The sequence below is a fragment of the Pseudomonas sp. B3G-3 genome (assembly GCF_028640915.1).
Classification (GTDB): domain Bacteria; phylum Pseudomonadota; class Gammaproteobacteria; order Pseudomonadales; family Pseudomonadaceae; genus Aquipseudomonas; species Aquipseudomonas chlororaphis_I.
Genome location: NZ_JAQZAB010000115.1, coordinates 20,675 through 41,856, shown reverse-complemented (window position 1 = coordinate 41,856; position 21,182 = coordinate 20,675). Strand labels below are relative to the sequence as shown.

General features: G+C 60.6%; 18 protein-coding genes. 15 read left to right on the top strand and 3 right to left on the bottom strand.

The annotated features are described in order from the left end of the window. The first annotated feature begins 226 nt into the window (after window positions 1-226). Window positions 227-1,873 (top strand): Na+/H+ antiporter, encoded by a 1,647-nt coding sequence (locus PVZ80_RS20355; protein ID WP_009047208.1) that lies wholly within the window; start codon window positions 227-229, stop codon window positions 1,871-1,873. A gap of 109 nt (window positions 1,874-1,982) precedes the next feature. Here the strand turns inward: PVZ80_RS20355 and dapC are convergent, their stop codons facing one another. The 3 genes from dapC to map are packed head-to-tail and all read right to left on the bottom strand — an operon-like array spanning window position 1,983 to window position 6,754. Continuing rightward, window positions 1,983-3,182: a succinyldiaminopimelate transaminase gene (dapC, locus tag PVZ80_RS20350; RefSeq protein WP_009047209.1), complete on the bottom strand. Its 1,200-nt coding sequence runs from the start codon at window positions 3,180-3,182 to the stop codon at window positions 1,983-1,985. A gap of 39 nt (window positions 3,183-3,221) precedes the next feature. After that, entirely contained in the window at window positions 3,222-5,924 is a 2,703-nt protein-coding gene (locus PVZ80_RS20345) for a [protein-PII] uridylyltransferase (RefSeq protein WP_038581786.1), read from the bottom strand. A gap of 47 nt (window positions 5,925-5,971) precedes the next feature. Continuing rightward, window positions 5,972-6,754, bottom strand: a complete 783-nt coding sequence (gene map / locus PVZ80_RS20340) for a type I methionyl aminopeptidase (protein ID WP_009047211.1) — start codon at window positions 6,752-6,754, stop codon at window positions 5,972-5,974. A 407-nt stretch (window positions 6,755-7,161) separates the two neighbouring features. Between map and rpsB the strand changes: the two genes are divergently transcribed. The 14 genes from rpsB to lpxB all read left to right on the top strand — a co-directional run bounded on the left by rpsB (window position 7,162) and on the right by lpxB (window position 21,176). Further along, window positions 7,162-7,902, top strand: a complete 741-nt coding sequence (gene rpsB / locus PVZ80_RS20335; protein WP_007924078.1) for a 30S ribosomal protein S2 — start codon at window positions 7,162-7,164, stop codon at window positions 7,900-7,902. 204 nt (window positions 7,903-8,106) lie between these two features. Next, the gene (gene tsf / locus PVZ80_RS20330) at window positions 8,107-8,973 is read left to right on the top strand and encodes a translation elongation factor Ts (RefSeq protein ID WP_009042383.1); all 867 of its coding nucleotides are present in this window, start codon (window positions 8,107-8,109) and stop codon (window positions 8,971-8,973) included. Window positions 8,974-9,181: 208 nt separating this feature from the next. Beyond that, window positions 9,182-9,925, top strand: a complete 744-nt coding sequence (pyrH, locus tag PVZ80_RS20325) for a UMP kinase (protein WP_007924076.1) — start codon at window positions 9,182-9,184, stop codon at window positions 9,923-9,925. After that, entirely contained in the window at window positions 9,922-10,479 is a 558-nt protein-coding gene (gene frr / locus PVZ80_RS20320) for a ribosome recycling factor (protein WP_009047212.1), read from the top strand. The genes pyrH and frr overlap by 4 nt, the downstream gene beginning before the upstream one ends. Window positions 10,480-10,495: 16 nt before the next feature. Continuing rightward, entirely contained in the window at window positions 10,496-11,251 is a 756-nt protein-coding gene (gene uppS / locus PVZ80_RS20315) for a polyprenyl diphosphate synthase (protein WP_009047213.1), read from the top strand. Next, window positions 11,251-12,057 carry a phosphatidate cytidylyltransferase gene (locus tag PVZ80_RS20310; protein ID WP_028681758.1) on the top strand — a complete coding sequence of 269 codons (807 nt, stop codon included), beginning with the start codon at window positions 11,251-11,253 and terminating at the stop codon, window positions 12,055-12,057. Before uppS ends, PVZ80_RS20310 begins: the two co-directional genes overlap by 1 nt. Then, window positions 12,054-13,244, top strand: a complete 1,191-nt coding sequence (gene ispC / locus PVZ80_RS20305) for a 1-deoxy-D-xylulose-5-phosphate reductoisomerase (RefSeq protein WP_009047215.1) — start codon at window positions 12,054-12,056, stop codon at window positions 13,242-13,244. The genes PVZ80_RS20310 and ispC overlap by 4 nt, the downstream gene beginning before the upstream one ends. A 53-nt stretch (window positions 13,245-13,297) precedes the next feature. Further along, a complete protein-coding gene (gene rseP / locus PVZ80_RS20300; protein WP_009047216.1) occupies window positions 13,298-14,650 on the top strand; it encodes a sigma E protease regulator RseP in 1,353 nt (450 codons plus the stop codon). A gap of 74 nt (window positions 14,651-14,724) precedes the next feature. Further along, window positions 14,725-17,112, top strand: coding sequence for an outer membrane protein assembly factor BamA (bamA, locus tag PVZ80_RS20295; protein WP_009047217.1), 2,388 nt, complete (start codon window positions 14,725-14,727; stop codon window positions 17,110-17,112). 45 nt (window positions 17,113-17,157) lie between these two features. Beyond that, a complete protein-coding gene (locus PVZ80_RS20290) occupies window positions 17,158-17,661 on the top strand; it encodes an OmpH family outer membrane protein (RefSeq protein ID WP_007924063.1) in 504 nt (167 codons plus the stop codon). Between the two features lie 3 nt (window positions 17,662-17,664). Then, window positions 17,665-18,720: a UDP-3-O-(3-hydroxymyristoyl)glucosamine N-acyltransferase gene (gene lpxD / locus PVZ80_RS20285; RefSeq protein WP_273864471.1), complete on the top strand. Its 1,056-nt coding sequence runs from the start codon at window positions 17,665-17,667 to the stop codon at window positions 18,718-18,720. Between the two features lie 109 nt (window positions 18,721-18,829). Further along, window positions 18,830-19,270, top strand: coding sequence for a 3-hydroxyacyl-ACP dehydratase FabZ (gene fabZ, locus PVZ80_RS20280; RefSeq protein WP_007924058.1), 441 nt, complete (start codon window positions 18,830-18,832; stop codon window positions 19,268-19,270). Continuing rightward, the gene (lpxA, locus tag PVZ80_RS20275; RefSeq protein WP_007924057.1) at window positions 19,267-20,043 is read left to right on the top strand and encodes an acyl-ACP--UDP-N-acetylglucosamine O-acyltransferase; all 777 of its coding nucleotides are present in this window, start codon (window positions 19,267-19,269) and stop codon (window positions 20,041-20,043) included. Before fabZ ends, lpxA begins: the two co-directional genes overlap by 4 nt. 2 nt (window positions 20,044-20,045) lie before the next feature. After that, the gene (gene lpxB / locus PVZ80_RS20270) at window positions 20,046-21,176 is read left to right on the top strand and encodes a lipid-A-disaccharide synthase (RefSeq protein ID WP_009047219.1); all 1,131 of its coding nucleotides are present in this window, start codon (window positions 20,046-20,048) and stop codon (window positions 21,174-21,176) included. The last annotated feature ends 6 nt before the right edge of the window (window positions 21,177-21,182 follow it).

Sequence of the window (21,182 nt, the reverse complement as noted above, 5' to 3'; positions counted from 1 at the left end):
GGAATTGCCCCCTTTTGAGATGCTGGAGTTAAAGGTCACGGATTATGCCATGCCCGCGCCGGTTCGGCGTCGGCGAAGGCCCGGCTTTGTAGCTTTGTGTGACAGCGGCATGGGCCACTTGCGACTTTTGTGCAGCGGCGAGGCCCGAGCTTAAGCGGCTAATATGGCACTTCGACGGTAACCTGTTGCCTGAAGTCTGCTGCTGATCGATTGGGAAAACCGCTTTATGCAAACCGCTTATACCGTCCTTATCCTGCTGATGCTGGTGAGTCTCTCGCGGCTGGTCGGACGGGTGATTCCGTTGCCGTTGCCGCTGGTGCAGATCGCCGCCGGGGCCTTGTTGGCCTGGCCCACCCTGGGGCTGCACGTGGCCCTGGACCCGGAATTGTTTCTATTCCTGTTCCTGCCGCCGCTGCTGTTCTCCGATGGCTGGCGCATGCCCAAGCGTGAGCTGTGGCGCCTGCGCGGGCCGATCCTGACCCTGGCCGTGGGCCTGGTGCTGTTCACCGTGGTGGGCGCCGGTTATTTCATTCACTGGTTGCTGCCGACCATCCCCTTGCCGGTGGCCTTTGCCCTGGCGGCTGTCTTGTCGCCGACCGACGCCGTGGCGGTCTCGGCGATTTCCCAGAACCGCCTGCCGACGCCCTTGATGCACATGCTGCAGGGCGAGGCTTTGATGAACGACGCTTCCGGCCTGGTGACCTTCAAGTTCGCCCTGGCGGCGGCCGTGACCGGGGTGTTTTCCCTGGCCAATGCCAGCCTGACCTTTGTCCTGGTGGCGGTGGGTGGCCTGGCGGTCGGCGTGGCCCTGAGCTGGCTGGTGGGGCGCTTGCGTGCCTGGATGATCGCCCGCGGCTGGGATGACCCGGCGACCCATGTGGTGTTCATGCTGTTGCTGCCGTTCGCCGCCTACGTGCTGGCCGAGCGCCTGGGAGCCTCGGGCATCCTCTCGGCGGTGGCGGCGGGGATGATGCAGAGCTGGCTCGATCTGTTGCCTCGGCAGACCAGCACCCGCTTGCTCAACCGCAGCGTCTGGTCGCTGCTGGAATTCGCCTTCAACGGCCTGATCTTCCTGCTGTTGGGCCTGCAACTGCCCGACATCATCAAGGCCGTGGTCAGCCATGAAACCACCTTGTGGCCGACCCTGTTCTATCGCTGCCTGGATGTCGGGGCGATCTTCCTGGTGCTGCTGGTGCTGCGTTTTATCTGGGTGCAAAGCATCTGGCGCCTGTCCGGCCTGTTGCGCCGCTGGCGTGGCAAGGGTGAGCTGACGCTGGTGCCGACCGCGCGTTCCTGCTGGTTGCTGACGCTTGGCGGGGTACGGGGGGCGGTGACCCTGGCGGGCGTCATGTCGGTGCCGCTGTTGCTGGGGGCGGGCGAGGCTTTCCCCGAGCGCGACCTGCTGATCTTCATTGCCGCGGGGGTGATCCTGTTGTCGCTGATTGCCGCCTGTATCGCCCTGCCGCTGTTGCTGCGGGGCATCCAGAAGAGCCCCGACGAGAAGCGCCACGCCGAAGTGCGTGACGCCTGGCGCAAAACCGCCGAGGCGGCGATCCATGCCCTGGAAGCCGAGGAAGTGGCCGATGCGGCCAACTCGCCGGATGCGGCCCAGGCGGCGCTGGCCACCGAGCTCAAGGGGCGGTTGATGTCGGAATATCGCCATCAACTGGAGGTGTTCAACGATTCCGCCGAAGCCCAGGCATTGGCGTTTCAGATGGACTTGCTGGAGCGCAAGTTACGTTTGAAGGCGCTGCGGGCGCAGCGGCTGGAGTTATATCGGTTGAGCCGCCAGCACCAGATCGGCGACGACGTGTTGCGCGAGGTCCTGGGTGAGCTGGACCTCAGCGAGGCCAATCTGGGGCAGGTGAAATGACCCTGGCTTTGTAGGAGCGAGGCTTGCCCGCGATGAACGATAACGCGGTGTATCAGATGTACGGCGTTGTCTTGATCGCGGGCAAGCCTCGCTCCTACAGGGGCGTGGGTTATTGACGGCGCTGAACGAAATCCCGGATCCGCTCGGCGGCTTCCACGCATTCGGCCAATGGCGCTACCAGGGCCATGCGTACCCGACCGGCTCCCGGGTTGCTGCCGTCGACATCGCGCGACAGATAGGAGCCCGGCACCACGGTCACATGCTCCTGTTCGAACAGGTCACGGCAGAACGCCGTATCGTCGCCCGCCACGTTCGGCCACAGGTAGAAGCTGCCGTCTGGGCGCTGCACGTCGAGCACCGGCGCCAGAATCTCCAGCACCGCATCGAACTTCTCGCGATACAGCGCGCGGTTGGCGCGCACATGCACTTCGTCGTTCCAGGCGGCGATGCTGGCCAGCTGGGTCTGAACCGGCATGGCGCAACCATGGTAGGTGCGGTACAGCAGGAAGCCCTTGAGGATATCCGCGTCGCCCGCGACGAAACCGGAGCGTAGGCCCGGCAGGTTGGAGCGCTTGGACAAGCTGTGGAACACCACGCAACGCTTGAAGTCCTGGCGTCCCAGTTCGGCGCAGGCAGTGAGCAGGCCGGGCGGCGGGGTCTGCTCGTCGAAGTACAGCTCGCTGTAGCACTCGTCGGCGGCGATCACGAAATCGTACTGGTCGGCCAGGGCGATGAGTTTCTTCAGGGTTTCGATCGGGATCAGCGCGCCGGTCGGGTTGCCCGGCGAGCACAGGAACAGGATCTGGCAGCGCTGCCAGATCTCGGCCGGTACCGCGTCGAAGTCCGGGTTGAAGCCGTTTTCATCCAGGCACGGCAGGTAGTGCGGCTTGGCCCCGGCGAGGAAGGCCGCGCCTTCGTAGATCTGATAGAAGGGGTTCGGGCTGACCACCAGCGCGTCGTCGCCACGGTTGACCACGGTCTGGGTGAAGGCGAACAGCGCCTCGCGGGTGCCGTTGACCGGCAGCACGTTGCGCGCCGGATCGATCCAACCATTGGGTACGCCAAAACGCCGTTCGCACCAGCCGGCGATGGCTTCGCGCAGGGCAGGGAGGCCCAGGGTCGTCGGATACACCGCCATCTGGTCCAGGTTATTGGCCAGGGCTTCGGCGACAAAGCTCGGCGAGCGGTGCTTGGGCTCGCCGATGGACAGCGCGATAGGGCGCTTGGCCGGGTTCGGCTGGACGCCGCCGAGCAGGGCGCGGAGTTTCTCGAACGGGTAGGGCTGCAGCTGGTTCAGAGCGTTGTTCATCGGTGCGGTGTCTCACTCAAAGCGGGTCGTGGCGCGTGATCAGATGTTCAGGCGCGTCAAGGCGGTAGGCGGTTCGTGGCTGACGCTCAGTTGTTCGACGATGGCGTCCTGCAGTCGGCTGCACAGCTGGGGATCGGACAGTTGCTGGTTGTTCGCGTCGGTAATGAAGAACACGTCTTCCACGCGCTCGCCCAGGGTGGCGATCTTGGCGTTTTGCAGCGACAGGTCGAACTCCAGGAAGATCTTGCCGATGCGCGCCAGCAGGCCGGGGCGATCGGGGGCGCTCAGTTCGAGCACGGTGACCGGGCGCTGGGCGTCGTTGTGGATAGTCACTTGCGGCGGGAAGGCGAAGTGCTTGAGCTGACGCGGTACCCGACGCTGGATGATGGTCGGGTAGTCGTCAGGGTTGCGCAGGGCCTCGGTAAGGCCATCGCGGATCTGTTTGACGCGTTGCGGGTTGTTGCCGATCGAGCCGCCGTCGTTGTCGAGCACGATATAGGTGTCGAGGGTGAATTGGCTGCTCGAGGTGATGATCCGGGCGTCGTGGATGTTCAGGTTCAACTGGTCCATCGCGGCCACGGTCACGGCGAAGAAGTCGTGCTGGTCCGGGGCGTAGATGAAGATCTGCGTGCCACCCTCGAATTCGCGCTGGGTGGTTTCCTTGATCAGCACCAGCGGGCCGCCGTCGGCCGGCTGCTGGAGGATCGCGTCGCTGTGCCAGGCCACGTCGCCGGCAGTGTGGCGCAGGAAGTAGTCGTCCCCCAGTTGCGCCCAGAGCTGCTCGACGTCGTCCGGATCGGTGCCGGCGCGGACCAGGATGTCCAGCGCCGCGCTTTGCGTCTGGCGGATCTGCTCTTCGCGGTCCACCGGGTTTTCCAGGCCGCGGCGCAGGGCGCGCTTGGTCTCGGTGTAGAGCTGGCGCAACAGGCTGGCGCGCCAGGAGTTCCACAGCGTCGGGTTGGTGGCGTTGATGTCGGAAACCGTCAGCACGTACAGATAGTCCAGGCGGGTCTGGTCGACCACGACCTGGGCGAAGTCATGGATGACCTGCGGGTCGGACAGGTCCTTGCGCTGGGCGGTGGTCGACATCACCAGGTGGTTTTGCACCAGCCAGACGATCAGGCGGGTGTCCCACAGCGGCAGCTGGTGGCGGATGCAGAAGGCTTCCGCGTCCACGGCGCCGATTTCCGAGTGGTCGCCGTGCCGGCCCTTGCCGATGTCGTGGTAGAGCCCGGCCAGGTAGATCAGCTCGGGCTTGGGCAGCTTGGCCATGAGCTTGCTGGCCAGCGGGAATTTCTCCGAAACCTGGGTGTACTGCAGTTTGCGCAGGTGCTTGATCAGGTTCAGGGTGTGGGCGTCGACCGTATAGATGTGGAACAGGTCGTGCTGCATCTGCCCGACGATATGGCCGAACTCCGGCAGGTAACGTCCGAGAATGCCGTAGCGGTTCATCCGCCGCAGGTTGCGGTGAATGCCGATCTCGCACTTGAACAGCTCGATGAACAGGCTGGTATTGCGGATGTCATGGCGGAAATCGTCGTCGATCAGGTGGCGATTTTCGCGCAACAGGCGAATGGTGTCGGCGCGTACGCCCTTGATCTCCGGGTGCTGGGCCATGAGCACGAAGATTTCCAGCATGGCGAACGGCGTGCGGCGGAACACGTTGGCGTTGATCGCCTCGATGTAGCCGTCGTGCAGCTGGAAGCGCGAGTTGATCGGCTGCGGCGGCGCTTCGTCTTCCGGGGCGAGGATGACTTCCTCGAAGTGCTGGATGATCAGGTCGCTGAGCTGGGCGATGCTCATCACCACCCGGTAGTACTGCTGCATGAAGCTTTCGATGGCCTGCTTGGCATCGTTGCCCTCGAACCCCAGCAGCTTGGCGATCGAGCGCTGGTGATCGAACAGCAGGCGGTCTTCGGCGCGCCCGGCGAGCATGTGCAGGGCATAGCGGACCTTCCACAGGAACTCCTGGGACGAGGCCAGCAGCGCGTTCTCGCTTTCCACCAGGAAGCCTTCGCCGGCCAGGGCCCGCAGGTTCAGCGTGCCGTACTGGCGACGGGCGACCCAGAGGATGGTCTGGATGTCCCGCAGGCCGCCGGGCGAGCCTTTGACGTTGGGTTCCAGGTTGTATTCGGTGTCGTTGTACTTGTGGTGCCGGGCCTTCTGTTCGGCGCGCTTGGCCAGGAAGAAGTCCTTGCTCGGCCACATGTGCGCGGTGCTGGTGACGTCGAGCATGCGCTGGCGCAGGCGCTCGGGGCCACAGATGGTGCGGCTTTCCATCAGGTTGGTAACCACCGTCAGGTCGGCGCGGGCCTCTTCGGCGCATTCCTCCACCGAGCGCACGCTTTGCCCGACTTCCAGGCCGATGTCCCAGAGCAGGGTCAGGAAACGTTCGATGGGGTCGCGGAAAATCTCGTGGTCGGCGCTGTCCAGCAGGATCAGCAGGTCGATGTCCGAGTAGGGGTGCAACTCGCCGCGACCGTAGCCGCCGACCGCCACCAGGGCGATGTCGGCGTCTTCGCTCCAGTCGAACTGGTCCCAGGCCTTTTGCAGGATGTTATCGACGAACCAGGCGCGGTCCTCGATGAGCCGGCGGATATCCCGTCCGCTGCGAAAGCGCTCGTCGAGCACTTCACGTGCCTGACGAATGGCTTTCTTGAAGGCGGCGATAGGGCTTGCCTTCAGGGCCAGTTCCGCCTGGAACTGGCCGCGGTCGAACAATTCGGGATCCACCTGCGGCATCGATTGGCTTTCCTTTCTATCTATAGGTAAGGGCGCAACTGCGTGGATCAGGCCGAGACGCGGGGGATGGTGTCATCGCTGCGCAGGGTGAAGATCTCGTAGCCGGTCTCGGTCACCAGCAGGGTGTGTTCCCACTGCGCGGAGAGCTTGCGGTCCTTGGTGATCGCGGTCCAGCCGTCGCCCAGCACCTTGGTGTCGGCCTTGCCCTGGTTGATCATCGGCTCGATGGTGAAGGTCATGCCGGCTTTCAGTTCCATGCCGGTGCCGGCGCGGCCGTAGTGCAGGATCTGCGGCTCTTCGTGGAACACCTTGCCGATACCGTGGCCGCAGAACTCGCGGACCACCGAGAAGCCGTTCTTTTCAGCGTGCTTCTGGATGACTTCGCCGATGTCGCCCAGGCGGCAGCCCGGCTTGACCAGTTCGATGGCCTTGTACATGCATTCCTGGGTGATCTGCGACAGGCGCTCGGCCCAGACCGGCACGGTGCCGACGTGGAACATGCGGCTGGTGTCGCCGTGGTAGCCGTCCTTGATGACAGTGACGTCGATGTTCAGGGTGTCGCCATCCTTCAGCGGCTTCTCGTTCGGGATGCCGTGGCACACCACGTGGTTGATCGAGGTGCAGATGGATTTGGGGAAACCCTTGTAATTCAGTGGCGCGGGAATCGCATGCTGCACATTGACGATGTAGTCGTGGCAGATGCGGTCCAGTTCTTCGGTGGTCACACCGGGTTTGACATGCTCGGCAATCATTTCCAGCACTTCGGCGGCCAGTTTGCCGGCGACACGCATTTTTGCGATGTCCTCGGGAGTTTTGAGGGTGACGGTCATACAGGCTCTCTTGACGCTCAGTGGCGCGGATAAACACGGAATGGCTTGAAAACGGTGTACCGAAGGCTGAGCCCGCTGTGGGGTCGCCACGTTTTCAAAAGCCTCAAAGGTGCGATTCTAACAGAGCCCCGGGGCAAATCTGAGGCTCTGTGCGTCGCTTCTTTCTATAACAGTGGAGCATTCTGGCCCGATTCCAAGGGGGGAGCAAAAAAGCGCCCCGGGGGAAATGAGAATCCGGGTTCCGTTTTTACCCTTCTTGTGGTATAAAATGCGCCGCTTTCCGGGGATGCTCCGAAAAGCCTAAACCCACACACGTGTCGACACGATGACCTGGGTGCCCTCAGCACAAGCTGTTGGTTGGTCATTGGGATACGTGGAGGCCTAACCCGACTTATTAAGGAACTATCATGTCCCAAGTCAACATGCGCGATATGCTGAAGGCCGGTGTGCACTTCGGTCACCAAACCCGTTACTGGAATCCGAAAATGGGCAAGTACATTTTCGGCGCGCGTAACAAGATTCACATCATCAACCTTGAAAAAACCCTGCCAATGTTCAACGAAGCTCTGACTTTCGTAGAGCGTCTGGCCCAGGGCAAAAACAAGATTCTGTTCGTCGGCACCAAGCGTTCCGCTGGCAAGATCGTTGCTGAAGAAGCAGCACGTTGCGGTTCGCCGTACGTCGATCACCGCTGGTTGGGCGGCATGCTGACCAACTACAAGACCATCCGTGCTTCCATCAAGCGTCTGCGTGACCTGGAAGTTCAGTCGGAAGACGGCACCTTCGCCAAGCTGACCAAGAAAGAGGCGCTGATGCGCACTCGCGATCTGGAAAAGCTGGATCGTAGCCTGGGTGGTATCAAGGACATGGGCGGTCTGCCTGACGCGCTGTTCGTGATCGACGTTGACCACGAGCGCATCGCGATCACCGAAGCCAACAAGCTGGGCATCCCGGTCATCGGCGTTGTCGATACCAACAGCAGCCCGGAAGGCGTTGACTACATCATCCCAGGTAACGATGACGCCATTCGCGCCATCCAGCTGTACATGGGTTCGATGGCTGACGCCGTGATCCGTGGCCGCAACAACGTTGCTGGCGGCACCGAAGTATTCGCTGAAGACGCTCCAGCGCCGGCAGCTGAAGCCTGAGTAACTGACGCTTAGCGTTTACTCAGTACGCAAAAAGGGGGCTAGGCCCCCTTTTTGCCACCTCGAAAATCATTTACCGATGGCGCCCCTGCAGTTCTTGTCATGTGTGGCGGCTATCAAGGGTTTTCGAGAGCGCAGCTCAAGAATTGATCGCCCGTTGAGTCGGGTGGAATGGTTGAAAACCTATCCAAGAGGAATTTGAAAATGGCAGAGATTACTGCAGCGTTGGTTAAAGAACTGCGCGAGCGTACCGGCGAAGGCATGATGGACTGCAAGAAAGCCTTGACCAAGGCTGGCGGCGACATCGAGAAAGCCATTGATGACATGCGTGCTTCGGGCGCCATCAAGGCTGCCAAGAAAGCAGGCAACATCGCTGCTGAAGGCGCCATCGCCATCAAGGACGACGGTAAAGCCGCCGTTCTGCTGGAAGTCAACTCGCAGACCGACTTCCTGGCTCTGCAGGACGACTTCAAGGCATTCGTTGCTGCCAGCGTAGAAAAAGCGTTCGCTGACAAGCTGACCGACGCCGCTCCGCTGATCGAAGCTCAAGAAGCCGATCGTCTGGTTCTGGTTGGTAAAACTGGCGAGAACGTCAACATCCGTCGTCTGGCTCGCGTTGAAGGTGACGTGGTCGGTACTTACCTGCACGGTAACAAGATCGGTGTTGCGGTTGTCCTGAAAGGCGGTTCCGTAGAGCTGGCCAAGGACATCGCCATGCACGTGGCTGCAAGCAACCCTGAGTTCCTGCTGCCATCGCAAGTTTCCGCTGAAGCCATCGAACGCGAGAAAGCCGTGTTCCTGCAGTTGAACGAAGACAAGATGAAAGGCAAGCCAGCCGAAATCGTTGAAAAAATGATCGGTGGCCGTATCAGCAAGTTCCTGGCCGAAGCCAGCCTGGTTGAGCAAGCTTTCGTCAAGGATCCAGAAATCACCGTAGGTGCCCTGGCCAAGAAAGGCGGCGCTGAAATCGTTTCGTTCACCCGCTTCGCGGTAGGTGAAGGCATCGAGAAGAAAGAAGACAACTTCGCTGAAGAAGTTGCCGCACAACTGGCTGCTGCCAAGCAACAGTAAGACGGTTTTTCAACTGTCGCCCGAAAGAGGCTGCCCGCTCACGCGCGCAGCCTCTTTTCAAATGGGGTAACCAATTTAGTTGGTTGCCTTCGGAACCGGTTTACAAAGTCGTGTTCTGATGGCGCTGTGACAGCGTCAAGCTAGAGTGAACGCAGGCTGCAAACAGCTTGCAGAGAATTTTTAAAATACGCCGCAGGAGAGATTCGCAATGGCTCAGCAGGGCAGTGGTTATCAAGCTCGCTATAAACGCATTCTACTCAAGCTTAGCGGCGAGGCCCTGATGGGCTCGGAAGAGTTCGGGATCGACCCTAAGGTGCTGGATCGCATGGCGCTGGAAGTCGGCCAGCTGGTTGGCATCGGTGTTCAGGTCGGTCTGGTCATCGGCGGTGGCAACCTGTTCCGTGGCGCGGCGCTCAGCGCGGCCGGCATGGATCGGGTGACAGGCGACCACATGGGCATGCTGGCCACTGTGATGAACGGCCTGGCCATGCGCGACGCGCTGGAACGTGCGAATATCTCGGCGATCGTCATGTCGGCCATTTCCATGGTCGGTGTGACCGATCACTATGACCGTCGCAAGGCGATGCGTCATCTGAACTCCAAGGAAGTGGTGATCTTCGCTGCCGGTACCGGCAACCCGTTCTTCACGACCGACTCCGCAGCATGCCTGCGGGCGATCGAGATCGATGCCGACGTCGTGCTCAAGGCAACCAAGGTTGACGGTGTATACACCGCAGACCCATTCAAAGACCCGCATGCCGAGAAGTTCGATCATCTGACCTACGATGAAGTACTGGATCGCAAGCTGGGTGTCATGGATCTGACGGCGATCTGCCTGTGCCGCGACCATAAGATGCCGTTGCGTGTCTTCAACATGAACAAGCCCGGCGCCCTGCTGAATATCGTGCATGGCGGCGCTGAAGGAACCCTGATCGAGGAAGGCGAACAATGATCAACGAAATCAAGAAAGACGCTCAAGAGCGCATGAAGAAGTCCCTGGAATCCCTGGCGCATGCATTCAGCCGCATCCGCACCGGCCAGGCTCACCCAAGCATCCTGGCAGGCGTGATGGTGCCTTACTACGGTGCTGACACCCCGATCAACCAGGTGGCCAACGTCACCGTGAAGGATGCTCGCACCCTGCAGGTCGTGGCCTTCGAGCGCAACATGCTGGCGGCGGTGGACAAGGCGATCCAGAGCTCCGGCCTGGGCTTCAACCCGACCAACCTGGGCGAGCTGCTGCTGATCACCATGCCGGCGCTGACCGAAGAAACCCGCAAGGGCTTCACCAAGCAGGCTCGTGAAGCGGCCGAAGACGCCCGTATTGCTGTGCGCAACGTGCGTCGTGACGCGCTGAGCCAGTTCAAGGACCTGGTCAAGGAGAAGGAAATCAGCGAAGACGACGAGCGTCGCGCCGCCGATGAAATCCAGAAGCTGACCGACAAGTTCGTGGCGGAAATCGAAGTCGCTGTGAAGCAAAAAGAAGCGGACCTGATGGCCGTATAAGGGTCAGGACGTTTTCATGGACAAGACCAAGCAGCCTGTACCGTCTTCGGTGCCGCGCCATGTCGCGATCATCATGGATGGGAACAATCGCTGGGCAAAAAAACGCTTTATGCCGGGTGTCGCCGGGCATAAAGCGGGTGTCGATGCTGTTCGTGCGGTGATTGAAGTGTGCGCCGAGGCCAAGGTCGAGGTGCTGACGCTGTTCGCCTTCTCCAGTGAAAACTGGCAGCGGCCGGCCGATGAAGTCAGTGCCTTGATGGATCTGTTCTTCAAGGCATTGCGCCGCGAGGCCAAGCGTCTCAACGAAAACAACATCAGCCTGCGCATCATCGGCGATCGCTCGCGCTTCCATCCCGAGCTGCAAGCGGCGATGCGCGAGGCGGAAGCGATGACCGCGGGGAGTAATCGCTTCATTCTGCAGATCGCCGCCAACTATGGCGGTCAGTGGGATATTGCCCAGGCCGCTCAGCGCCTGGCGCGGGAAGTCCAGGCAGGGCACCTGCGCCCTGACGACATTACCCCCGAGTTGTTGCAAACCTGCCTGGCGACTGGCGACCTGCCGTTGCCGGACCTGTGCATCCGTACGGGCGGCGAACACCGCATCAGCAATTTCCTGCTCTGGCAGCTGGCTTATGCCGAGCTGTACTTCTCCGACCTGTTCTGGCCGGACTTCAAACACGATGCCATGCGCGCTGCGCTGGCCGATTACGCTTCTCGCCAGCGCCGCTTCGGTAAAACGAGCGAGCAGGTCGAAGCTGGAGCCCGGGTTTAATGCTCAAACAACGAATCATTACTGCGCTGATCCTGCTACCGATCGCCTTGTGCGGTTTTTTCCTGCTCGAAGGTTCCGCCTTCGCCCTGTTTATCGGGCTGGTGGTGACCCTTGGGGCCTGGGAGTGGGCGCGCCTGGCGGGTTTCGACGCTCAACCGACCCGTATTGCCTATGCAGTAGTGGTCGCTGCGCTGTTGTTCCTGATGCAGCTGTTGCCGGGTATCGCGCCTTGGGTGCTTGGTGCCGCGGTGCTCTGGTGGGGGCTGGCGACTTTCCTGGTGCTCACCTATCCGCGTACCAGAGAGCATTGGGCCGGTGCCGCGGCCAAGCTGGTGATCGGTCTGCTGATTCTGCTGCCGGCCTGGCAAGGCCTGGTCTTCATCAAACAGCAGCCTTTGGGTAACTGGTTGATCATGGCGGTGATGGTGCTGGTCTGGGGCGCAGATATCGGTGCCTACTTCTCCGGCAAGGCATTCGGCAAGCGAAAGCTGGCGCCGCAGGTCAGCCCGGGCAAGAGCTGGGAAGGGGTGTACGGCGGTCTGCTGCTGAGCCTGGTGATCACTGCGGTGGTCGGTCTGGTTGCAGGCTGGTCCTTCGGGCAGATCATCCTTGGTTTGCTGGGAGCGGCTGTCGTGGTGTTCATCTCGGTGGTCGGCGACCTGACCGAAAGCATGTTCAAGCGCCAGGCCGGGATCAAGGACAGCAGTAACCTGCTGCCGGGCCATGGTGGCGTGCTTGATCGTATCGATAGCCTGACCGCGGCCATTCCGGTATTCGCCGTGTTGTTGTGGATGGCTGCATTGTGAGTCGCCCACAGCAGATTACGGTTCTCGGGGCCACCGGCTCTATCGGCCTCAGCACCCTGGATGTCATTGCCCGCCATCCCGAGCGTTATCAGGTCTTCGCCCTGAGCGGTTTCAGTCGTCTGGCCGAGCTGCTGGCGCTGTGTATCCGTCATGCTCCCCGTTTTGCCGTCGTCCCGCATATCGCTGCCGCGCGCAGCCTGCAGGAAGACTTGCGCAATGCCGGTTCGCGCACCCGTGTACTGGTGGGCGAGGAGGGCTTGTGTGAAGTGGCGTCCGACCCTGAAGTCGACGCGGTCATGGCGGCTATCGTCGGTGCCGCGGGCTTGCGTCCGACCCTGGCTGCCGTCGAGGCTGGCAAGAAAATTCTCCTGGCCAATAAAGAAGCACTGGTCATGTCCGGCGCGCTGTTCATGCAGGCGGTGGGCAAGAGCGGTTCGGTATTGTTGCCCATCGACAGTGAGCACAACGCCATCTTCCAGTGCATGCCCGCGGACTTTTCCCGTGGGTTGAGCCATGTGGGGGTGCGGCGCATTTTGCTGACCGCATCCGGTGGCCCGTTCCGGCAAACGCCGCTGGCCGACCTGGAGCAGGTAACGCCTGAGCAGGCATGTGCTCACCCCAACTGGTCGATGGGGCGCAAGATTTCCGTCGATTCGGCCAGCATGATGAATAAAGGCCTTGAGCTGATCGAGGCGTGCTGGCTGTTCGATGCCAAGCCTGCCCAGGTCGAGGTGGTGATTCATCCGCAAAGCGTGATTCACTCGCTGGTCGACTATGTGGACGGTTCGGTACTGGCCCAGTTGGGCAACCCGGATATGCGCACGCCGATCGCCAATGCCCTGGCCTGGCCGGAGCGAATCGACTCGGGCGTGCCGCCGCTGGATCTGTTCGCCGTGGCGCGCCTGGATTTCCAGGCGCCTGATGAAGAGCGGTTCCCGTGCTTGCGTCTGGCGCGCCAGGCCGCCGAGGCCGGCAACAGTGCTCCGGCCATGTTGAATGCCGCCAACGAGGTAGCTGTTGCCGCGTTTCTCGAACGGCGCATCCGCTACCCCGAGATCGCGAGTATCATCGAAGAAGTTTTAAGCCTTGAACCGGTTGTCGCAGTCGATGAGCTGAGCGCCGTGTTCGCGGCGGACGCCAAAGCCCGTGCCCTGGCTGAGCAGTGGCTGGGTCGCAACGGCCGGTAAAGTTGCGACAAGCCCGAGCGTATCGGTACTGGATAGGATTGCGGAGAAAGTAGATGAGCGCGCTCTATATGATTGTCGGCACCCTGATCGCCTTGGGTGTGCTGGTCACCTTCCATGAATTCGGTCACTTCTGGGTGGCGCGTCGTTGCGGCGTCAAGGTTCTGCGTTTCTCCGTGGGCTTCGGCATGCCGCTGCTGCGTTGGTATGACCGGCAAGGTACCGAATTCGTGATTGCCGCCATTCCGCTGGGTGGCTACGTGAAGATGCTCGACGAGCGCGAGGGCGAGGTGCCCGTCGATCAGCTCGATCAATCGTTCAATCGCAAGTCGGTACGCCAGCGTATCGCCATCGTTGCTGCCGGTCCTGTCGCCAACTTCCTGCTGGCACTGGTGTTCTTCTGGGGGCTGGCGATGCTCGGTACCGAGCAGGTGCGTCCGGTCATCGGCAGTGTCGAGTCTGGGAGCATTGCCGCCAAGGCTGGCCTGAGCCCTGGCCAGGAAATTGTTGCCATCGATGGCGAGCCCACCGTGGGCTGGTCGGCGGTCAACCTGCAACTGATCCGACGTCTGGGCGAAAGCGGTACCTTGCAGTTGCTGGTTCGCGAGCAGGGTTCGACCGCCGATTCGCCACGCGAGCTGGTGCTCGACAACTGGCTCAAGGGTACCGATGAACCTGATCCTATTCGTTCCCTGGGGATTCGCCCCTGGCGTCCGGCGCTCGCCCCCGTTCTGGCTGAACTCGATCCGAAAGGCCCGGCCCAGGCGGCTGGCCTGAAAACCGGCGATCGCTTGCTGGCGCTGGATGGTCAGGCGCTGACCGATTGGCAGCAGGTCGTCGACTGGGTGCGTGTACGTCCTGATACCAAAATTGTGCTGCACGTCGAGCGTGATGGTGCTCAAATCGACGTCCCGGTGACCCTGGCCGCACGCGGTAAAGAGAAGGTCGCCAGTGGTTATCTGGGGGCTGGGGTGAAGGCGGTCGATTGGCCGCCGGAAATGCTTCGCGAGGTCAGTTATGGTCCTCTGGCTGCCATTGGGGAAGGTGCCCGGCGTACTTGGACCATGAGCGTGCTGACCCTCGACTCACTGAAGAAAATGTTGTTCGGCGAGCTCTCGGTAAAAAACTTGAGTGGACCGATAACCATTGCTAAAGTGGCGGGCGCTTCTGCCCAGTCGGGCGTTGCTGATTTCTTGAATTTCCTTGCTTATCTGAGTATTAGCCTAGGGGTTCTGAACTTGCTGCCCATTCCTGTACTGGATGGGGGGCATCTGTTGTTTTATCTGATCGAGTGGGCGCGTGGTCGTCCCTTGTCGGATCGGGTGCAAGGTTGGGGGATACAGATCGGTATCAGCTTGGTGGTCGGGGTGATGTTGCTTGCCCTGGTCAACGATCTGGGTCGTCTGTAACGCTTCGCTGAATTGCGAATCTGCCGCATTTTGCGGCAGTTTCTTTATTGCCAGTTGGAATAAGAAAGGACTTCATGAAACGTCTGCTGCTAACTGCGGTTCTCTCCGTATTGATGATCGCCGAAGTTCACGCCGAGTCCTTCACTATCTCCGATATCCGCGTCAATGGCCTCCAGCGGGTCTCCGCGGGTAGCGTCTTTGGGGCCTTGCCGCTGAACGTCGGTGAGCAGGCGGACGATCGTCGCCTCGTGGAATCCACTCGTGCGCTGTTCAAAACCGGCTTCTTTCAAGATATCCAGCTGGGCCGCGATGGCAATGTCCTGGTCATCACGGTAGTCGAGCGTCCATCCGTCGCCAGTATCGAAATCGAAGGCAACAAGGCGATTTCCACTGAAGACCTGATGAAAGGCCTCAAGCAATCCGGTCTCGCGGAAGGCGAAATCTTCCAGCGCGCGACCCTTGAAGGTGTTCGTAACGAACTGCAGCGCCAATATGTCGCTCAGGGCCGCTACTCGGCCACCGTCGATACCGAAGTGGTCCCGCAGCCGCGCAACCGTGTGGCGTTGAAGGTCAATATCAACGAAGGCACCGTAGCGGCCATCCAGCACATCAACGTCGTGGGCAATACCGTATTCCCGGACGAAGACCTGGTTGACCTGTTCGAACTGAAAACCACCAACTGGCTGTCGTTCTTCAAGAACGACGACAAGTATGCGCGTGAGAAGCTGTCCGGTGACCTGGAGCGCCTGCGTTCCTACTATCTGGATCGTGGCTATATCAACATGGATATCGCTTCGACCCAGGTTTCGATCACTCCGGACAAGAAACACGTCTACATCACTGTGAACGTCAACGAAGGCGAGAAGTACAGCGTTCGTGACGTGAAGCTCAGCGGTGACCTGAAAGTGCCTGAAGACCAGGTCAAGTCGCTGCTGCTGGTCGAGAAGGGCCAGGTGTTCTCGCGCAAACTGATGACCACCACTTCCGAGCTGATCACCCGCCGCCTGGGCAACGAGGGTTATACCTTCGCCAACGTCAACGGTGTTCCGCAGCCGCACGACGAAGATCACACGGTCGATATCACTTTCGTGGTCGATCCCGGCAAGCGTGCCTACGTGAACCGCATCAACTTCCGCGGCAACACTAAGTCCGAGGACGAAGTGCTGCGCCGTGAAATGCGTCAGATGGAAGGTGGCTGGGCTTCGACCTATCTGATCGACCAGTCCAAGACCCGTCTGGAGCGCCTGGGCTTCTTCAAGGAAGTCAACGTCGAAACCCCGGCCGTGCCAGGTGTCGACGACCAGGTAGACGTCAACTACGCAGTAGAAGAACAGGCTTCCGGTTCGATTACCGCCAGCGTCGGTTTCGCCCAGAGTGCGGGCCTGATCCTCGGTGGTTCGATCACCCAGAACAACTTCCTGGGTACCGGTAACAAGGTCAGCATCGGCCTGACCCGCAGCGAATACCAAAGCCGTTACAACTTCGGTTATGTCGATCCCTACTGGACTGCCGATGGCGTGAGCCTGGGTTACAACGCGTTCTATCGCACCACCGACTACGACGACCTCGATGTCGACGTGGCGAGCTATGCGGTAGACAGCCTGGGTGCCGGCGTCAGCGTTGGTTACCCGATCAGCGAGACTTCGCGTCTGACCTTCGGCCTGACCGCGCAGCAGGACAAGATCAAGACCGGTCGTTATACCGTCGATGAAATCTTCGACTTCGTGAACCGCGAAGGCGACAACTATCTGAACTTCAAGGCTTCGGCCGGCTGGTCCGAGTCGACCCTGAACAAAGGTGTCCTGGCGACCCGTGGTCATTCCCAGAGCCTGGTGCTGGAAGCCACTACTCCGGGCAGCGACCTGTCGTTCTTCAAGCTCGACTACCGTGGCCAGTTGTTCCAGCCGCTGACCGACACCTACACCATGCGCCTGCACACCGAGCTGGGTTATGGCGACGGTTATGGTTCGACCGACGGCTTGCCGTTCTATGAAAACTACTATGCTGGTGGTTTCAACTCGGTCCGTGGTTTCAAGGACAGCACCCTGGGTCCTCGTAGTACTCCGAGCCGTGGTGCAGGTGCGACGGGCAACGCCGGCACGACTCGTGATCCGGATCAGGATCCGCTGCCATTCGGTGGCAACGTGCTGATCCAGGGCGGTGTCGAGGTGCTGTTCCCGATGCCGTTCGTCAAGGACCAACGCTCTCTTCGTACCTCCGTATTCTGGGACGTGGGTAATGTGTTCGACTCCAAATGCGAGCAGGTCAGAAACCCTAGTGGTTTGCGTTCCGATACGCAGTGTAATGACGTCAGTCTGAGCAATCTGGCCAGTTCCGTGGGTGTCGGCGTGACGTGGGTAACCGCTCTGGGGCCGCTGAGTTTTGCTCTTGCAATGCCGGTCAAGAAACCTGACAACGCTGAAACCCAGGTGTTCCAATTCTCCCTCGGCCAGACTTTCTAAGAGCCTGACCCAAGATAACGACAATGGATTTTGTAGGAGTGCATCGTGCGTAAGTTGACTCAATTGGTTCTCCTGGCGACTGTCCTGGTAGCAGGTCCGGCCTTCGCCGACATGAAAATCGCCGTACTGAACTATCAGATGGCACTGCTGGAATCCGATGCTGCGAAGAAATACGCGGTGGATGCCGAGAAGAAGTTCGGCCCGCAGTTGAACAAGCTGAAAACCCTGGAAAGCAGCGCCAAGGGCATCCAGGATCGTCTGGTTGCCGGTGGCGACAAGATGCAGCAGGGCGAGCGTGAGCGCCTGGAGCTCGAATTCAAGCAGAAAGCCCGTGACTTCCAGTTCCAGTCCAAGGAACTGAACGAAGCCAAGGCCGTTGCCGATCGTGAAATGCTCAAGCAACTGAAGCCGAAACTCGACAGCGCCGTGGAAGAAGTCATCAAGAAAGGTGGTTTTGACCTGGTGTTCGAGCGTGGTGCAGTGATTGATGTCAAACCTCAGTACGACATCACTCGCCAGGTTATCGAGCGCATGAATCAGCTGAAGTAACCCATGACAGCGACTATAAAGCTCGGCCAGCTGGCCGAGTTCCTCGGAGCCACCCTGTGTGGCTCCGCAGAGAAAGAAATCACTGGGCTAGCCACCTTGCAGGAGGCTGGCCCAGCTCAGTTGAGCTTTTTGGCAAATCCCCAATACCGTAAGTATCTGGCTGACAGCCAGGCGGGTGCCGTGCTGCTGAAGGCGGCGGATGCCGAAGGTTATGCCGGTGATGCCCTGGTAGTGGCCGACCCCTACCTGTCGTACGCACGCATTTCCCACCTGTTCGATCCCAAGCCCAAGGCTGCTGCCGGTATTCATCCGACTGCGGTCATTGCCGAGGATGCTGTGGTCGACGCGGCTGCCAGTATTGGCGCGTTTGCGGTCATCGAGAGCGGTGCGCAAATCGCCGCGGGTGTCACGATCGGTGCTCATTGTTTTATCGGTGCCCGTTGCCAGATTGGCGAGGGCGGCTGGCTGGCTCCACGCGTGACGCTTTACCACGATGTGCGTATCGGCAAGCGTGTGGTCATTCAGTCTGGTGCGGTACTGGGCGGTGAAGGTTTCGGTTTCGCCAACGAGAAAGGCATCTGGCAGAAGATTGCGCAGGTTGGTGGCGTCACCATTGGCGATGATGTCGAGATTGGCGTGAATACCGCTATCGATCGCGGTGCGCTGGCCGATACCGTCATTGGCAATGGCGTGAAGCTGGATAACCAGATTCAGATCGCCCACAACGTCCAGGTCGGTGATCACACCGCCATGGCAGCCTGTGTCGGTATTTCCGGCAGCACCCGGATCGGCAAGCACTGCATGCTCGCCGGCGGTGTCGGGCTGGTTGGCCATATCGATATTTGCGATAACGTTTTCCTGACCGGGATGACCATGGTGACCCACTCGATTACCGAGCCGGGCTCCTACTCTTCCGGTACAGCCATGCAGCCTGCTGCCGAGTGGCGCAAAAGCGCGGCACGCATCCGTCAGCTCGATGATCTCGCGCGACGCCTGCGACAACTGGAAAAGCGCGTAGGGGACGTGACCCCCGACGGTAAAGCTTCATCAGATGGCTGATACCATTTCCATATCAAGTGTGCACAGCCGTTAGACTGCCTCCTTGATTTGCTAGAGGAGTGTGCGTTAGTCGCGCGCTCCCAATCTTTACTACAGGCTTCCCCCCGAAATGATGGACATCAACGAGATTCGCGAATACCTGCCTCACCGTTACCCGTTCCTGTTGGTGGACCGGGTAGTGGATCTGGATGTTGAGGGCAAGTGCATTCGTGCCTACAAGAATGTCAGCATCAACGAACCTTTCTTCAATGGTCACTTCCCCGCGCATCCAATCATGCCGGGCGTGCTGATCATCGAAGCCATGGCTCAGGCTGCGGGCATTCTTGGTTTCAAGATGCTGGACGTGAAGCCGGCCGATGGCACCCTCTACTACTTCGTCGGTTCCGACAAGCTGCGCTTCCGCCAGCCGGTACTGCCGGGCGACCAGTTGATCCTGGAAGCCAAGTTCATCAGCTGCAAGCGCCAGATCTGGAAATTCGAATGCCAGGCTTCGGTCGACGGCAAGCCAGTCTGCTCCGCTGAAATCATCTGTGCGGAACGCAAACTATGAGTTTGATTGACCCTCGCGCAATCATCGATCCGACGGCCATTCTGGCCGACGACGTTGAGGTTGGCCCGTGGTCGATCGTTGGCGCCGGTGTGGAAATCGGCGAGGGTACGGTGATCGGGCCGCATGTGGTGCTCAAAGGCCCGACCCGGATCGGTAAGCACAATCGTATCTACCAGTTCTCCTCGGTAGGCGAAGACACTCCCGATCTGAAATACAAAGGCGAGGAAACCCGCCTGGTGATTGGTGACCACAACGTCATTCGTGAAGGCGTGACCATTCATCGCGGCACTGTCCAGGACCGTTCCGAGACCACTCTCGGTGATCACAACCTGGTCATGGCGTATGCCCATATCGGTCACGACAGCGTGATCGGCAACCACTGCATCCTGGTCAACAACACGGCGTTGGCCGGCCATGTGCATGTGGATGATTGGGCGATCCTGTCCGGCTTCACCCTGGTTCACCAGTACTGCCATATCGGCGCCCACAGCTTTTCCGGCATGGGGACGGCGATCGGCAAGGATGTTCCGGCCTTTGTCACAGTGTTCGGCAACCCGGCCGAGGCGCGCAGCATGAACTTCGAGGGCATGCGCCGTCGTGGTTTCAGCGAAGACGCGATTCACGCCCTGCGTCGAGCCTATAAAGTGGTGTATCGCCAGGGCTTGACCGTCGATCAGGCGCTCGTCGAGCTGGCAGAAGCTGCTGCACAATTTCCCGAAGTCGCGGTATTTCGTGACTCGATCCAGTCTTCGACTCGCGGCATCACCCGTTAATCATGAGCAAACTGCGTATTGCGCTGGTGGCTGGCGAAGCTTCCGGCGACATTCTTGGCGCCGGTTTGATGCGCGCGCTCAAGGTCCAGCATCCCTCCGTTGAGTTCATCGGTGTCGGTGGCCCGCTGATGCAGGCCGAAGGGCTGGTTTCCTACTTCCCGATGGAGCGCCTGGCGGTCATGGGCCTGGTAGAGGTCCTGGGACGCCTGCGCGAACTGCTGGCCCGGCGCAAGAAGCTGGTGCAGACCCTGATCGCCGAAAAGCCGGACGTGTTCATCGGCATCGACGCCCCCGATTTCAACCTGAACATCGAACTCCAGTTGCGTCAGGCCGGCATCAAGACCGTGCACTACGTCAGTCCTTCGGTCTGGGCCTGGCGGCAAAAGCGCGTGCTGAAGATCCGCGAAGGTTGCGACCTGATGCTGACGCTGTTCCCGTTCGAAGCCAAATTCTATGAAGAGAAGGGCGTGCCGGTGCGGTTCGTCGGGCACTCCCTGGCCGATGCCATTCCGCTGGAGGCCGATCGGGCCGCGGCTCGCGCTGAGCTGGGCTTGCCCGAGGGGCCGCTGGTGGCCCTGATGCCGGGCAGCCGTGGCGGCGAAGTCGGGCGCCTCGGGGCCTTGTTCCTCGACGCGGCACAACGCCTGCGCGCCTTGCGTCCAGGGGTGCGTTTCGTCATGCCTTGCGCGAGCCCCGAGCGGCGTACTCAGCTGGAAGAGCTGCTGGCCGGTCGCGACCTGCCGTTGACCCTGCTCAACGGCCAGTCGCATCAGGCGCTGGCGGCTTGCGATGCGGTATTGATCGCCTCCGGCACCGCAACCCTTGAGGCGCTGCTCTACAAGCGCCCGATGGTCGTCGCCTATCGCCTGGCGCCGCTGACCTTCTGGATTCTCAAGCGTATGGTCAAGAGCCCTTATATTTCCCTGCCGAACCTGCTGGCCCAGCGCCTGCTGGTTCCCGAACTGCTGCAGGATGACGCGACTGCGGAGGCCCTGGCCCAGACCCTGTCGCCCTTGATCGAAGACGGCCAGGAGCAGACCCGCGGTTTTGACGAGATCCATCGCACTTTGCGCCGGGATGCCTCCAACCAGGCGGCTGAAGCGGTGTTGAACCTGATTGGCAAACCGGCATGAGTAACG

Bases quoted from the DNA above. Each gene is read 5' to 3' on its own strand.
- lpxA (WP_007924057.1), top strand. From the start codon at position 19,267: ATGAGTTTGATTGACCCTCGCGCAATCATCGATCCGACGGCCATTCTG.
- PVZ80_RS20355 (WP_009047208.1), top strand. From the start codon at position 227: ATGCAAACCGCTTATACCGTCCTTATCCTGCTGATGCTGGTGAGTCTC.
- rseP (WP_009047216.1), top strand. From the start codon at position 13,298: ATGAGCGCGCTCTATATGATTGTCGGCACCCTGATCGCCTTGGGTGTG.
- PVZ80_RS20310 (WP_028681758.1), top strand. From the start codon at position 11,251: ATGCTCAAACAACGAATCATTACTGCGCTGATCCTGCTACCGATCGCC.
- bamA (WP_009047217.1), top strand. From the start codon at position 14,725: ATGAAACGTCTGCTGCTAACTGCGGTTCTCTCCGTATTGATGATCGCC.
- uppS (WP_009047213.1), top strand. From the start codon at position 10,496: ATGGACAAGACCAAGCAGCCTGTACCGTCTTCGGTGCCGCGCCATGTC.
- lpxB (WP_009047219.1), top strand. From the start codon at position 20,046: ATGAGCAAACTGCGTATTGCGCTGGTGGCTGGCGAAGCTTCCGGCGAC.
- PVZ80_RS20345 (WP_038581786.1), bottom strand. From the start codon at position 5,924: ATGCCGCAGGTGGATCCCGAATTGTTCGACCGCGGCCAGTTCCAGGCG.
- fabZ (WP_007924058.1), top strand. From the start codon at position 18,830: ATGATGGACATCAACGAGATTCGCGAATACCTGCCTCACCGTTACCCG.
- dapC (WP_009047209.1), bottom strand. From the start codon at position 3,182: ATGAACAACGCTCTGAACCAGCTGCAGCCCTACCCGTTCGAGAAACTC.
- frr (WP_009047212.1), top strand. From the start codon at position 9,922: ATGATCAACGAAATCAAGAAAGACGCTCAAGAGCGCATGAAGAAGTCC.
- tsf (WP_009042383.1), top strand. From the start codon at position 8,107: ATGGCAGAGATTACTGCAGCGTTGGTTAAAGAACTGCGCGAGCGTACC.
- lpxD (WP_273864471.1), top strand. From the start codon at position 17,665: ATGACAGCGACTATAAAGCTCGGCCAGCTGGCCGAGTTCCTCGGAGCC.
- map (WP_009047211.1), bottom strand. From the start codon at position 6,754: ATGACCGTCACCCTCAAAACTCCCGAGGACATCGCAAAAATGCGTGTC.
- rpsB (WP_007924078.1), top strand. From the start codon at position 7,162: ATGTCCCAAGTCAACATGCGCGATATGCTGAAGGCCGGTGTGCACTTC.
- pyrH (WP_007924076.1), top strand. From the start codon at position 9,182: ATGGCTCAGCAGGGCAGTGGTTATCAAGCTCGCTATAAACGCATTCTA.